14 protein-coding genes are annotated in these 12,848 nt (G+C 70.6%); 8 read left to right on the top strand and 6 right to left on the bottom strand.

Translation table 11 applies throughout. The features are described from left to right. Positions 1 to 6 precede the first annotated feature (6 nt). A complete protein-coding gene (locus VHU88_19285; protein HEX3613840.1) occupies positions 7 to 408 on the top strand; it encodes a cupin domain-containing protein in 402 nt (133 codons plus the stop codon). Positions 409 to 415: 7 nt separating this feature from the next. Here VHU88_19285 and VHU88_19280 read toward each other — a convergent pair whose 3' ends face one another. Then, complete coding sequence (locus tag VHU88_19280; GenBank protein ID HEX3613839.1) at positions 416 to 1,021, bottom strand: CGNR zinc finger domain-containing protein; 606 nt, start codon at positions 1,019 to 1,021, stop codon at positions 416 to 418. A 98-nt stretch (positions 1,022 to 1,119) separates the two neighbouring features. On the opposite strand from VHU88_19280, the gene VHU88_19275 reads away from it, so the two are divergent. Then, entirely contained in the window at positions 1,120 to 1,692 is a 573-nt protein-coding gene (locus tag VHU88_19275; GenBank protein ID HEX3613838.1) for a TIGR03086 family metal-binding protein, read from the top strand. A gap of 7 nt (positions 1,693 to 1,699) precedes the next feature. Here VHU88_19275 and VHU88_19270 read toward each other — a convergent pair whose 3' ends face one another. Both VHU88_19270 and VHU88_19265 read right to left on the bottom strand, forming a co-directional pair. Continuing rightward, a complete protein-coding gene (locus VHU88_19270; protein ID HEX3613837.1) occupies positions 1,700 to 2,338 on the bottom strand; it encodes a TMEM165/GDT1 family protein in 639 nt (212 codons plus the stop codon). Between the two features lie 32 nt (positions 2,339 to 2,370). Beyond that, positions 2,371 to 3,348, bottom strand: coding sequence for an anti-sigma factor RsbA family regulatory protein (locus tag VHU88_19265; GenBank protein ID HEX3613836.1), 978 nt, complete (start codon positions 3,346 to 3,348; stop codon positions 2,371 to 2,373). 212 nt (positions 3,349 to 3,560) lie between these two features. Between VHU88_19265 and VHU88_19260 the strand changes: the two genes are divergently transcribed. From VHU88_19260 to VHU88_19250, 3 genes are all read left to right on the top strand, one after another. Further along, a complete protein-coding gene (locus tag VHU88_19260) occupies positions 3,561 to 4,745 on the top strand; it encodes a hypothetical protein (GenBank protein ID HEX3613835.1) in 1,185 nt (394 codons plus the stop codon). 164 nt (positions 4,746 to 4,909) lie between these two features. Next, positions 4,910 to 5,722 (top strand): hypothetical protein, encoded by an 813-nt coding sequence (locus tag VHU88_19255; protein ID HEX3613834.1) that lies wholly within the window; start codon positions 4,910 to 4,912, stop codon positions 5,720 to 5,722. Between the two features lie 63 nt (positions 5,723 to 5,785). Then, on the top strand, positions 5,786 to 6,586 hold the full coding sequence (locus VHU88_19250) for a CHAP domain-containing protein (protein ID HEX3613833.1): 801 nt from the start codon (positions 5,786 to 5,788) through the stop codon (positions 6,584 to 6,586). Positions 6,587 to 6,943: 357 nt separating this feature from the next. Here VHU88_19250 and VHU88_19245 read toward each other — a convergent pair whose 3' ends face one another. Together VHU88_19245 and VHU88_19240 are read right to left on the bottom strand one after the other, a co-directional pair. Then, the gene (locus VHU88_19245; protein HEX3613832.1) at positions 6,944 to 7,903 is read right to left on the bottom strand and encodes a M23 family metallopeptidase; all 960 of its coding nucleotides are present in this window, start codon (positions 7,901 to 7,903) and stop codon (positions 6,944 to 6,946) included. 326 nt (positions 7,904 to 8,229) lie between these two features. Continuing rightward, positions 8,230 to 9,243, bottom strand: coding sequence for a peptidoglycan DD-metalloendopeptidase family protein (locus VHU88_19240; protein HEX3613831.1), 1,014 nt, complete (start codon positions 9,241 to 9,243; stop codon positions 8,230 to 8,232). Between the two features lie 303 nt (positions 9,244 to 9,546). Between VHU88_19240 and VHU88_19235 the strand changes: the two genes are divergently transcribed. Both VHU88_19235 and VHU88_19230 read left to right on the top strand, forming a co-directional pair. Next, on the top strand, positions 9,547 to 10,281 hold the full coding sequence (locus VHU88_19235) for an enoyl-CoA hydratase/isomerase family protein (GenBank protein HEX3613830.1): 735 nt from the start codon (positions 9,547 to 9,549) through the stop codon (positions 10,279 to 10,281). A gap of 211 nt (positions 10,282 to 10,492) precedes the next feature. Then, on the top strand, positions 10,493 to 10,606 hold the full coding sequence (locus tag VHU88_19230) for a (4Fe-4S)-binding protein (GenBank protein HEX3613829.1): 114 nt from the start codon (positions 10,493 to 10,495) through the stop codon (positions 10,604 to 10,606). Between the two features lie 34 nt (positions 10,607 to 10,640). On the opposite strand, the gene VHU88_19225 is transcribed toward VHU88_19230, so the two are convergent. Then, positions 10,641 to 11,921, bottom strand: coding sequence for an isochorismate synthase (locus tag VHU88_19225; protein ID HEX3613828.1), 1,281 nt, complete (start codon positions 11,919 to 11,921; stop codon positions 10,641 to 10,643). A 153-nt stretch (positions 11,922 to 12,074) separates the two neighbouring features. Between VHU88_19225 and VHU88_19220 the strand changes: the two genes are divergently transcribed. Further along, positions 12,075 to 12,770: a demethylmenaquinone methyltransferase gene (locus VHU88_19220; GenBank protein ID HEX3613827.1), complete on the top strand. Its 696-nt coding sequence runs from the start codon at positions 12,075 to 12,077 to the stop codon at positions 12,768 to 12,770. Positions 12,771 to 12,848 lie beyond the last annotated feature (78 nt).

Raw genomic sequence — 12,848 nt, 5'->3', positions numbered from 1 at the left:
CTCGCCGTGGGTCACCTGCCCAAGCCGCCGACGATGAAGGGCCCCGCCGAGTGGTTCACCGGCGAGGTGTGGATCGACCCGATCTTCCAAGGCAAGGATCCGGCCCGGGCCCAGGTGCTGGCCGTCCGGTTCACCCCGGCCGCGCGCACTGCCTGGCACTGCCACGTGCTCGGGCAGACCCTCTACGTCACCGAAGGGCGAGGGCTGATCCAGTCGCGCGGCGCCGCGATCGCCGAACTCCGGCCTGGCGACATCGTGCGCGCCGAGCCGGAGGAGTGGCACTGGCACGGCGCGGCTGCCGACCACTTCATGACCCACCTGTCGATCACCGAGGCGCCCTACGACACCTCGAACTCGGAGATGACCTGGGGCGCCCACGTCACCGACGCGGAGTACTCCGGGCACTGACGCGCTGTCAGGAGGCGGGGTCCGCCCCGCCGTGGGTGCGGGCGTAGTGCCGGGCCACGCGAGCCCGGTTCGCGCAGGCCGGTGAGCAGTAGTGGCGCCGCGGGTCGTCCTGCACGAAGACCCCGAGGCAGTTCGGGGTGGTGCACTCGATCAGGCCGGTGCCCAGCGCGGCCGTGGCCAGGACGTCCTCGGCCAGTGCCGCGAGCACGGCGATCGACAGCGGTGGCTGGCGCAGACGCTGCAGGCTCCACCCGCCCTGGGCATCGACCCGAGCCTGCAGCCGACTGGGCGCCGCGGCGGCGCTGCGATTGACCGCGTCCAGCGACCGGGCTGTCGGGCGCCGCGCGTTGGCCCCGGCGATCAGCACGTCGCGGGCCTGGTCGCGGAGTTCGGCCAAAGCGGCACGGAACGGTTCGTCCCGCAGCCGGACCGCCACGGCCCCGGCGGCCTCCTGCAGCGTGGTGCCGTCGGACAACCGGTTGTCGGCCACGGCGACCAACCACCGGTTGGCTCCGCCCACCGAGTCCAGCGCGTCTACGATCCGGCCGCCCTGCGCCCAGAGCGTGTTCACCAGGTCGACGGCGACGGTCTGACCGAACAGTGGGAACTCCACGCCACCATTCTAACGCAAGCCATCTATTGACAGCGTTAGACGAGGCAGGCCATGCTCTCCGCACGGCCTAACGGTGTTCAATGAAAAAGGAGTTAGCTATGGAGAGTTCCCTGGCCTTGCTGGCCGGTGCCGACACCCGCCTGGCGCAGCTGGTGGACCGCCTGGCGGTGAGCGACCTCGCCAAGCCGACCCCGTGCGTCGGCTGGGACGTGCGGGCGGTGCTCAGCCACACGCTGCAGTCGGTGGAGGCGTTCTCCAGCGCCGTCGACGGCGCGGGCGGCCCGACCGAGTCGGAGTTGTTCGCCGGCGACGACATCCTGGGCTCGGACGCGGCGGGGGTGACCAAGCGGATCTTCGAGCGCTCGCACCTGGCCTGGAGTTCGATCCGCGACTGGGACTCGACCCTGACCACGGTGCTCGGCCCGCTGCCGGCCGGTCAGGCGATCGCGATCATCACCTTCTCGACCCTGGTGCACAGCTGGGACCTGGCCTGGGCGTTGGGTGAGCGGGTCGAGTTCACTGCGGCCGAGGCGACGTTGGCCGAGGCCGTCGGCGGCCGGCTGGTCCCGGCGATGCGCGAGAAGGGCCTCTACGGGCCCGAGCTCCACGCGCCGTTGCAGGCCAGTGCCACCCAGCGGGTGGTCGCGTTCACCGGCCGGTCGCCGGTCTGAGCGGGGCTCAGCGAATGGCGTCGAGGATCTCGTAGAACGCGAGGCCGGCCATGATCACCGCCGCGATCCGGGCGATCGTCGCGACCGGCAGCACCCGCAGCAACGTCTTCCCACCGAGGATCGCCAACAACCCGACCGCCCAGAGCCCCAGCACCGAACCGAGGCCCACACTCAACGGACTGCCGTACTTGGCGGCCAGGTTCGCGCAGAGGATCTGGGTCAGATCGCCGAACTCGGCCACGAAGATGACGCCGAAGGCCATCGCCGCGACGCGTGCGAAACCGGCCGCCGGTTCGGTCAGGCCGGCAGGTTCCTCGTCCTCGTCCTCGTCCTCGCTGCCGACCTCCCGCCACAGCAGGATCGCCCCGAGCAGGAACAGGGCGCCGACGATCCCGGCCACGGGACGGTGGGGCAGCAGCGAGATCGCCGAGCCCGCCGCCACCGCGATCACCACGTGGACCGCGAACGCCGCGGCCACACCTGTGAACACCCACGACCCCGGGTACTTCGAGCCCAGCACCAGTGCGGAGATCGCGGTCTTGTCCGGCAGTTCGGCCACGAAGATCAGCCCGAATACCGTTGCGACGACAGCGAAGTCCACCCAAGCCCCCAGGCCCGCCACCGCGGCGGTCTCGGGGTCGATCATCCCATCGGTCGGATCGGGCCTCGGGGCGTGGGTCAGTGCAGGGCCATGTGCACCCGGGCGGTCGTCCCGGCGTGCGAGGAACGCAGCTGCACCAGGTCGCACAGGCTGTGGACCAGCCAAAGCCCGCGGCCGTAGCGCCAGGTCAGGCTCGGCACGAGCCGACCGGAGCCGTCCACCCGTCGGCCGAGGTCGTGGATGTCGCAGACCAGGTGCCCGTCCTCCTGCCAGATCGACAGCAACCCGTTGCCGCCGCCGTGCGAGATCGCGTTCGTGACCAGTTCGTTCACGGCCATGACCAGGTCGTAGCAGCGCTCCGGCGGCAGCCCGGCCAGTCGGGCGCGGACCAGAACCTGACGGCGGGCCCAGGCCAGGCTGCGCGCCCCGGCGAACGGCTCGCGGTGCGCGCGCGGCGGGGGGGTGGGCAGTCCGGCGGTGAACAGGTCCGGGCCGACCCGCGCCTCGGCGTAGCCGTTGCGCAGTTCGCCGCCGATGACCGCGTGGGTGGCGCGGGCGTCGGCGAGTTCGCGGGGGCCGAAGGTGTCGACGTCGTACAGGCACCGCAACAACAGACCTTGGCCGGTGCCGGAGAAGGCGTCGCCGATCAGCCGCTCGTGGAACTGCGCCTCCGCGGTCTCGGCCGCCCGGGCACCGGCCCGCAGCGGTTCGTCGATGCCCCGGACCCACGGCTGCGGGTGCTCGGCCAGGAACGCCTGCCAGATCTGGATCAGACTGCCCGGCTGGTGGTGCGCGGTCTTGTCGAGGAAGGTGATGCGATCGGCGTCGGCACCCAAAGCGGCCCGGACGGCGGCGGCCCGCTCCGGGTGCAGCATGACCAGGGCGGGTTCGCCGCCGGCGACGGCCTCGTACAGGAACGGCACGGTTCGGGTCAGCATGTCGGCGGTGCCGTTGAAGAAGTCCGCCTCGTGAATCAGGGCCGGGCTGCTCGACCGCGGGCGTGGAATCCGGACGGTTGCGCCGGCCGGCGGAGGTCGGTGTGAGGTTCCGGGCATCGAGTACTCCTCCAGGCGGCGGCCCCAACTCGGTGACAGGCCGTCAGTTCGCATGTGGTGCGTCGTTTCCGTGACTGGAACGTCGGGTAAAGGGGACGCCAACTTGAGTCGCGCGGGGTAATTTCCACAGCCATCGGTCGACGTCGCGTCGATGGTGTGGAGCGCCGTAGGGTGGCCACGCGGCGAATCCTTCAGTTGCCCCGGGAGATCTCATGCCAGACCGGTCGTCGGCGGTGCGGCGGGTCGGGACCGTGCTGGCCCTGGTAGCCCTTTTCGTTCTCGGGCTGCCGGTCGGCGCGCAGTCGTCCACCTACTCCGTAGGGGTCACGCTCGGTTCACCGACGGCGCGGGTGCACCACGCGGTCTCGGTGTCGGGAACGGTCTCCGGCAAACCATCGGGGAAGACGGTTTATCTGCAGCGGAAATCGTCCGGGAAATGGCAGAACGTCGCTAACACCAAGCTCAGCAAGTCCGGCGGCTACACGACTCCCGTCGCAGTCACCGGCCTGACCTCCGGGGTGGTCTCGATCGGCGCGGGTCTGGGCTTCACCTGTGCGGTTACCTCCGACGGCGCGGTGCACTGCTGGGGCCGAAATGACTACGGCGGTCTCGGCAACGGGACCACGACTGCCTCGACGACCCCGGTAACCGTGTGCGGGCTGACGAAAATGGCGACCGTGAGCGTCGGCACGTCGACCGCGTGTGCGGTGAGCACAGCCGGTGCAGTCTCCTGCTGGGGCGACGACGGTTCCGGCGAAATCGGCGACGGTGGCAGCGAATCGCAGGCGCCTACACCGGTGGCGGTCTCCGGGCTGAGCTCCGGGGTCAAGAAGGTCAGCGTCGACAGCCTGGCCACGTGCGCACTGTTGAGCAGTGGGGGCCTGAAGTGCTCGGGCGACGGGTTCTACGGAGAGCTGGCCACGGGCCTGCAAGCCGCGTCGTCGAACGTGCCAGTCGACATCGCCGGCTTCACCTCCGGGGTGGCCGACGTGGTCGTGGGCTACGAACACGTGTGTGCCGTTCGCACGGTCGGGACCGTGGCCTGCTGGGGGCAGAACGACCAGGGCGAGGACAGCGGCCCCAACTCGATCAACTACAGCCCGGTCGACGTTCCGGGGTTGTCGAACGTCGCGGCGATCAGCGGCACTGGGCGGACCTCGTGCGCCTTGACGAGCGCGGGTGGAGTGTTCTGTTGGGGCGCGGAGCCGCTCGGCGACGATGGGCAAGGGGCGCAGAACGTACCGCAACCGGCGTACGACCTGAGCTCCGGCGCGACGAGCTTGGCCTCGGGTGGTAGCCAGCGTTGTGTGGTGATGAAGGACGGGAGTGTCAGCTATTGGGGCGCACTGGTGCCGTCGAGCCCGGGGCTGTCGGCCCAAGTGCCGCAGCCGCTGTGACAAGTGGCCTGCCGCGCCGAGCGGTGTTGGGGGGTTTGGCCCTGGGGCTGGCCTCCACGTCGGTCGGCTGCGGTACCAGGCCCGGCGGCGCACCGCCCACGCCGGCCGGCGCCGGTTCGCCAACCCCCACCCCGAGCCCGACACCGACGGCGCAACTACCGCAATTGACCGCGTGGGCCGCCCGGCCCGGCGAGGTGAACCCGGCGGTCAAGGCGCGGGCGACTGGGCTGTTGCAGGCGGTCGGGTCGTGGACCTCGGGTGGTGCCGCGGCAGCGCGCGACCGCGCCTCGGCGTCCGGCTACGACCCGGAGTTGGTCGACTCGCTCGCCTTCCTGACGCCGACCGCCGACGCCGCGGTGACCAACTTCGTCGACGTCCAGTACGGCGGGATCCTCGACGACAGCGCGAGTGTGATGGCGATGGCGGTGCAGTGGTACCGGGCCACCGACGGGCAGATTCAGCGCCACGGCAGCACTTTCGACGTCCGACTGGAGCAGGCCGATCCGCACTGGAAGGTCACCGCGATCCACCCGGCCGACCCAGGCGTGTCCGCGGCTAGCCTGTCGACGCTCGCCCAGGCCGCGCTGTCCGACAGCCGGATCCACTTCACCGACAGTGCGCGCGCGGATGTGACGGCTGCTCAGATCCATGACAGCGTGTTGCAGGCGCTGGACACGTTGTCGAAGCAGCACGTGCTTGACGTCAGCGTGCTGCGTTCCGGGCATCCGCTGCTGGTGTTCGGCACCGATCGGCAGAGCGACCACCCGCACGGGCGCGCCGCGGACGTCTGGGCGATCGACGGCAAGGCCGTCGTCGACCCGGCCAACCTGGATCTGGTAGAGGCGTTCATGCGCGAGGCCGCAGCCGTCGGGCCGTGGCAGGTGGGCGGACCGGTCGACCTGGACGGCCCGGACAAACACATGTTCTTCAGCGACAACACCCACCACGACCACGTGCACCTGGGGTTCCACACCTGATCGGTTCATCCGGTCGGCCCAGCGCCCTGCCGCCGCGCGCAGGAGCCGATAAATGCTCGATCAATGCAGGTGCGCCGGCCGAGTTGCGCGATCGGGTTGCTGACGATCGCGCTCGCGATGACCCCTACGGGCAGCACTGCGGCGTGGGCGGACACCCGCCTGTGCAGCGGTTACGACGAATGCCGTGCCGGCGGCTACTCCGACGCCGACTACGGCAGCAACTCGATGAATCCGTACTGGAACATGGTCGCCGGCCACAACTGCACCAATTACGTCGCTTACCGGCTCGTCCGCGCCGGTCTGCCCAACGTTCGCCCGCCGGCCGACCCGGGCCAACAGAACAACCACCTCGACGCCTGGCAGTGGGGCGAGGTCTACGCCAGCCGGACCGACACCACCCCGGAGCCGGGGTCGGTCGCCTGGTGGGCCACCGATGCCGGCAAGGGCGCGATCGGCCACGTCGCTTGGGTCGAGTCGGTGAACCCGGATGGCTCGGTGACGATCTCCGAGGACAGCTCGAGCGGCCACGACTTCGACTGGAAGACGATCCCGCCCGGTCGCGGCTGGCCCACCGGGTTCATCCACTTCGGCGCCGCCGCCCCGTCCGACGCCCCGGCCGCGGTCCCGCCGCCGGCCGTCGCGCCGATGCCGCGGGCCGAACCGATGCCGCGGGCCGAACCGGCCGCGCCTCCGGTCGCCGTGCCCCGTCGACCCGCTCGGCCGGCCCGATCCGCCGCGACGCGTCACCGAGCGCGGCGGCAGCATGCGGCGCGGCCGCTCGGGGAATGTTCCGGCGCCATGGCGGGTGCGGTGTGCCCAAGATCTGGTGCCGAGTTCGGGGAGCGTGGCAGCCTGCCCTCGTGAACGTCGCGCCGCCGAACAGGCCACTGCCCCGCCACCCAGGGGGGTGGTGGCGGGGCAGCAGCGCTGACGCGAGCGCGAGGACGGCCGCGTCAGTCACCGATCGGCGAGGCGGTGTGGGACGCCCCGCTTTCGGTCTGTCCTGTGGTGCCGATCGGTCGGTGGCAAGTCGACTGCTGATTCGACGCAGCCGGGCGCTTAGGGGTTATCCCGAACAGTTGATGGTTGAGTCAACCTTTCGGCTCAGATCCCGGAAAATGCTGACTGTCTGTCAGTTTCCTTTGCAGATAGGCGATCCGATGTCCTAAACCCGACTGCCCCTCCGCCGTACGGCGGAGGGGCAGTCATTGGGGGGTGTCGTCACTTGGTCGTTATGGATTGGTACCCGGTGTTGGCGACCCAGCCCTGGGCGGTGTGGAACCACACCCGGACGCGGTACTTGGTCTTCCGTTTCAAGGATCCCTTCGTTGCCGTGCGGATCGAGGTGTTGACGTCGCGCCACGACTCGTTCCACTGGCTGTCGTAGGCCTTCGTGCTCGGGTGGTACGCACCGACCTCGATGCGGACGTTGTCGGCGCCGGCCGGCAGCGACCCGGTCCAGGTCGCCTGCACGGCGTGCGGCATCGCGGTCAGGTGCAGCCCGGGCGCGCCGGGCAACGACGCCGCGGTGTAGCGCGGGAGGCAGTCGTTCGAGGACGCCGGCACGTCGGTCTTCTCCGGCATCGCCTCGATCGTCGTGATCCCGACCGAGAGGTTGAGCGGCCACAACTGCAACGACTCGGTCGAGCACCCCAGCAGGTCACCGTCCGGCGAGCCGGTGCCCTTGGTGCTGAACGGCACCGAGGGCCCGTGGTACCCGTTGCGCAGCACCTGGAAGTCCAGGTAGTTCTCGTCGCAGTAGAGCGTGCTGCTGTCGCCGGTGTTTCCGACGACGCCGAGTAGGGCACCGGCCGCGACATGCTGACCCTCGGCGATGTCGATCTTCGACAGGTGGCCGTAGCGGGAGACCACGCCGCCGCCGTGGTCGACCCAGACCCAGGTCCCGAAATCGGTGGCCGTGCCGGTACCGCAGGCCGCTCCCTTCGCATCGCCGATGTGGGCGATGCCCGCGCCCATCGAGTAGACGCCGGCCTGCGACAACGGGGCACCGCTGCGCTGGCCTGTCGGGATGACGTCCACGCCGTAGAAATCATGGTGGTTGGAGCAGCCGGGATTGGTCATCGTGCAGTCGACGTAGGACTGCACGTGCAGCGGCCAGTAGACCGGGTCGGAGTACAGGGCGGAAGTGGCGGCTTCCGCATAGTTTGGCGCCAAGGTCACGGATGCGCCGACGGCAAACATCGTCACCGCCGAGCGGACTAGGAATTTACGCACGATCTCCCCCAGATCGGGTCGGAAGCCCGGTCCCTTCGTCGCCGGGCAGTCAACCAAACGTAGGATCCAGTCGCGGCCGCGGCACCCGATAATCCGAGCAGTTGGCCCATGGTTGACCGCCGTGAACCGGTAAACCGGACGTCCCGGTCGGTTCTGCGCAAGCCGTCGCGGCGTGGACTTTCCCGGATTCCAATGGCTATCGAATCTGACGCTTCGTCAGTTCAAGGAGTGCGGTCCCGTTGCGGTCGCCGCCACCATCGGGTGACCCTGCGTCACTTCGTGGTGACGGAGGTGAATCCGGTGTTGGCGCGCCACCCGGCGGCCGTGTGGTACCAGATGCGGACCCGGTACTTGATCTTGTGCTTGAGTCCGCCGAACGAGGCACTCTTCGTCGCGGACGAGACGTCGCGCCAGGTCTCGTTCCACTGGCTGTCGTAGGCCCCGGTGGTCGGGTGGTACATGCCGACCTCGATCCGGACGGCGTTCGTACCGCTGGGCCCGGAGCCCCAGCTGACCGACACCGAGCCCTTGCCCGCGCTGACCTTCTCGGTCGGGGAGTTGGTCACCGACGCGGCCAGGAAGCCCGGCAGACAACTGTTGGAGGAGGCCGGGACAATCGTCTTCTCCCACATGTCGTTGATGCGGGTGAACCCGTCGGCCAGCGCGTTGGGCCAGGACTGGGTGGTCGACCCGCTGCACCCGAGCAGGTCGCCGTCCGGAGTCCCGAGGCCGGTGGTGCTGAACTCCACCGAGGGCCCGTGGTACCCGTCGTGCAGCACCTGGAAGTCGACGTAGTTCAGCCAGCAGTCCTTCAGCGCGGCATTTCCGGTGTTGCCGACGGTGCCCAGCAGGGCACCGGACGCGACGTGTTGGCCTTCCTTGATGGCGATCGAGCCCAGATGGCCGTAGCGGGAGACGACGCCGCCGCCGTGGTCCACCCAGACCCAGGTGCCGAAGTCGGTGGCCGTTCCGGTCCCGCACGCCGAGCCGTGGGCGTTGCCGATGTGCGCGATCCCCGCGCCCATCGAGTACACGCCCGCGGTGGAGCCCGCCGTGTTCGGTGCCTGGCCGCTCGGGATCACGTCCACACCCCAGAACGTGTGCGGCGTGGGGCACCCAGGGAGGACCTTGTCCGTGCAGTCGACGTAGGACTGCACGTGCAGCGGCCAGTAGACCGGGTCGGAGTACAGGGCCGAGGTTGCCGCGTCGGCCGAGGCCGGCTGCCACACCATCGTCAGACCCACTGCCAGGACGCCCGCAGCACCCCGGGCGAAGTACTTGAGCACGATCCCCCCAGACCGAGTTGCCTGCGCCCGACCCCCCAGCCGGACACTCAGCCAAACGTAGGATTGAGTTGCCTGCGCAGCGGCCGACAATCCGATGAGTTGAGCCGGCGTTGACCGCCGCTCGTCGGCAAACCGGACGGTGTGGGCTGATCTCCACTTCCGGGTAGACGCGAACTTGCCCGTGGCGCCGTAACCGCAGCTAGATCGAATGCGTCAGGGCCGGGCCGGATCAGTAATCTGAGAGGGCTTCGAAACCGCCGCACTCCGGGCGCCCGCGCCCGATCCACCCCGACGAGGTGCGAGTTGAGCCAGTCCGCCCCCGCTCTGCCGATCGCGGCCGAACCCACGGTGTCCTTCGAGGGCGACTTTGCGGTGCTCTCGCTGGGGGCCGGCGAGGGCCGGTTCAGCGGCGAGTCGATCGCCGCCCTGAACTCCTGCCTCGACGAGGTGGAGTCCTCCGCCGCGCTCGCCCTGATCACCACGGCCGACAGCAAGATCTGGAGCAACGGCTTCGACACCGGCTGGCTGGCCGCCCACCCGGACGCCGCGGCCGCCACGATGGTGGCGACCGAGAAGCTGTTCGCCCGCGTGCTGACCTTCCCGATGCCCACCGTCGCCGCGCTCGGCGGCCACGTGTTCGCCGGCGGCGTGATGCTCGCGCTGTCCCACGACCTGCGGCTCATGAGGTCCGACCGCGGGTTCCTGTGCCTGCCCGAGGTCGACCTGGGCGTGGTGTTCACGGTGGGGATGACGGCGCTGCTGACCGCCACGATGACCCCGGCCACCACGCACCGGGCGATGGTGCTCGGCGAGCGCTTCACCGCTGCCGACGCGCTGGCTGCCGGGCTGATCTCCGAGGCTGTCGCCGTCGACGACCTGCCGGCCCGGGCCCGCGAGGTCGCCAAGACCCTCGGCGGACGCGACCGGGCCACGGTCGCCGGCCTGAAGCGCCGGGTCTACGCCAACGCGGTCGCCGAGTTGGGCGCCAGCGCCCCGGACGCGGCGATGCTGGCCGCCCTGCACGCGGCCACTTCCTGAGTCGAGTCAGGTCTAAGGTCGGATCGTCCGTCCGAGCAGCACGGAGGTGCGCCATGGCCAACGAGTACACCGGGACGAAGATCGCCATCAGCTACTACGGGGATGTCTGCACGCATCGGATGAACTGAGCCGTGTGCGCGACGAAGGAGCACGCACGGCCAGGAATCCGAGCACCGGATACCGCGGGCAACTGTGTGAAGGGCCTGCCCTCGTGTTCGACGTCGAGAAGAATCCGTGGGTCGACCCGGACGCCGCCTCGATCGACGAGGTCAAGAACGCGATCCGCAACTGCCCGTCGGGCGCGTTGACCATGAAGCAGCTCTGAGGAGTCCGCGTCGGATCTGACCCGGCGTCAGACCTCAGCTGAGACAAGCCGAATCGACGTCGACGGCGTCGAGGGTGTCGCGCACGGCCAGGAATTTCGCCGCGGTCTCGGCCAGCTCCACGTCCGGGTCGGAGCCCGCGACGATGCCGCAGCCCGCGAACAAGCGGAGTTGGTCGCCCTCGACCTGGGCGCAGCGCAACGCGATGCCCCACTCACCGTCGCCGGTGGCGTCCATCCAGCCGACCGGCCCGGCGTAGCGGCCCCGGTCCATGCCCTCCAGCTCGGCGATCACGGCTGCCGCGGAGGCCGCCGGGGTGCCGCAGACGGCCGCGGTCGGGTGCAGCAGCCCCGCCAGTTCGAGCGCGGACGCGCCCGAACTCAAGGTGCCGGTGACCTCGGTGGCCAGGTGGACCACGTTCGGCAGGGCAAGAACCGCCGGGGCGTCCGGCACGGTCAGGTTGCTGCAGTGCGGGCGTAGCGCGTCGGCGGCCGAGTGCGCCGCGTAGGCGTGCTCCTCGCGCTCCTTGGTCGAGTCCCAGAGCCGGGCGGCAAGTTCGGCGTCCGCCTCACCGGCGTCGTCGGAGCGCCAGACCGTGCCGGCCAGCACCCGGGAGGCCACCGCGGCCCCGAACCGTCGGATCAGCAGCTCCGGGGTCGCGCCGACCAAGCCGTCGACCGTGAACGTGAAGCACTGGGGGTACGCGTCGGCCAGGGCGTGCAGCACGTGGCGGACGTCGACCGGGCCGTCGGCCCGCGCGAACAAGTCGCGGGCCAGCACGACCTTGGACAGTTCGCCGGCCCGGATCCGGTCGATGGCCTCGGCCACGGCCCGGCGCCACTGCTCGGCGGTCAGCGCCCCGTCGGAGATCTCCACCCGATACGGCGCCGATCGCACATGCCGCCGCAGCGGGGGCACCATCGTGGACCCGCCGCCGACGGTGGTCAGCCAGGTGCGCCCGGCGCGGCGGCCGAGGACGACGCGCGGCAACACCAGGGTCGAGGGGGTCGGGCCGTCGGCGAACGCGAAGCTGCCGAACACGACTGGGCCGCAGCCGGGCAGGCCGACCGCGTCGGAGACAACCGCGGTGCTGCGCAGGTGCCGCCACCAGCGCACCGCCCGAGCGAACCGGTCCGGCCCGCTGACCTGCAGGCGGGCGGCCTCGCCCCAGCCGACCAGGCCGTCGCCGTGTCGGATCCAGGCGAACGGTGCGGTGGCCGGGAGCATCTCGAGCAGGTCGGACACCGCTGTCGCGTCGGGGCCGGTCAGCTCGACCGTCTCGACGGTGAGCGGCTCCACGACCGCCGCGGTAGTCACTGCTGGCTGCTCCGATCCCACAGTCAGTTGCCCGGCGGTCGCCCGCCGATGCTGGGTTGTCCTGGGTAACGGCGGGCGCAGTACGCCCCGTCAGCAGGGTACGCGGACCGGACGAGTGCGGGCCGACGGGGATGAGCGCGACAGGATGAGCCCATGAGTCGAGCGACCCTGGACAAGAAGCCGGCCGAGGTGGCCGCGATGTTCGACGGCGTCGCCCGCCGCTACGACATCACCAACGACGTGCTGAGCCTGGGCCGGGCCCGGCGCTGGCGCGGGGACGTGGCCGCGGCCGTCGCCGCCCGCCCCGGCCACGTGGTCCTCGACCTGGCCGGCGGCACCGGCACCAGCGCGCTGCCGTTCGTCACGGCCGGGGCGCGGGCCGTCTGCTGCGATTTCTCGCTGGGCATGCTCCGGGTCGGCCGGGCCCGAGCACCGCAGGTCGAGTTCGTGGCCGGCGACGCCATGCGCCTGCCGTTCGCCGACGGGGCCTTCGACGCCGTGACGATCTCCTTCGGCCTGCGCAACGTGGCCGACCCGGCCGGGGCCGCCGCCGAGATGCTGCGCGTCACCCGGCCCGGCGGCCGGTTGGTCGTGTGCGAGTTCAGCAGGCCGACCTGGGCGCCGTTCCGCACCGTGTACACCGAGTACCTGATGCGGGCACTGCCCGCCGTCGCCCGCCGGGTGGCGACCAACCCCGACGCCTACGTCTACCTGGCCGAGTCGATCCGGGCCTGGCCCGACCAGCCGGAACTGGCCGCGGTGCTGGCCGAGGCGGGCTGGGGCGAGGTCGGCTGGCGCAACCTGTCCGGGGGGATTGTGGCCCTGCATCGGGCCCGTCGACCTGCCTGAACGTCGGTCGGCACGGCGCCTGGACGCGCCGTCCGGAGCACCCTTTGGCGGCGAGTAGACTCTGCGACGAAAGGTTCG

It is taken from the genome of Sporichthyaceae bacterium (assembly GCA_036269075.1).
Classification (GTDB): Bacteria; Actinomycetota; Actinomycetes; order Sporichthyales; family Sporichthyaceae; genus DASQPJ01.
The sequence above is the reverse complement of the archived record's forward strand: the minus strand, read 5'-3'. Positions and strand labels throughout refer to the sequence as shown.

Bases quoted from the DNA above. Each gene is read 5' to 3' on its own strand.
- VHU88_19250 (HEX3613833.1), top strand. From the start codon at position 5,786: ATGCAGGTGCGCCGGCCGAGTTGCGCGATCGGGTTGCTGACGATCGCG.
- VHU88_19260 (HEX3613835.1), top strand. From the start codon at position 3,561: ATGCCAGACCGGTCGTCGGCGGTGCGGCGGGTCGGGACCGTGCTGGCC.
- VHU88_19275 (HEX3613838.1), top strand. From the start codon at position 1,120: ATGGAGAGTTCCCTGGCCTTGCTGGCCGGTGCCGACACCCGCCTGGCG.
- VHU88_19220 (HEX3613827.1), top strand. From the start codon at position 12,075: ATGAGTCGAGCGACCCTGGACAAGAAGCCGGCCGAGGTGGCCGCGATG.
- VHU88_19265 (HEX3613836.1), bottom strand. From the start codon at position 3,348: ATGCCCGGAACCTCACACCGACCTCCGCCGGCCGGCGCAACCGTCCGG.
- VHU88_19270 (HEX3613837.1), bottom strand. From the start codon at position 2,338: ATGATCGACCCCGAGACCGCCGCGGTGGCGGGCCTGGGGGCTTGGGTG.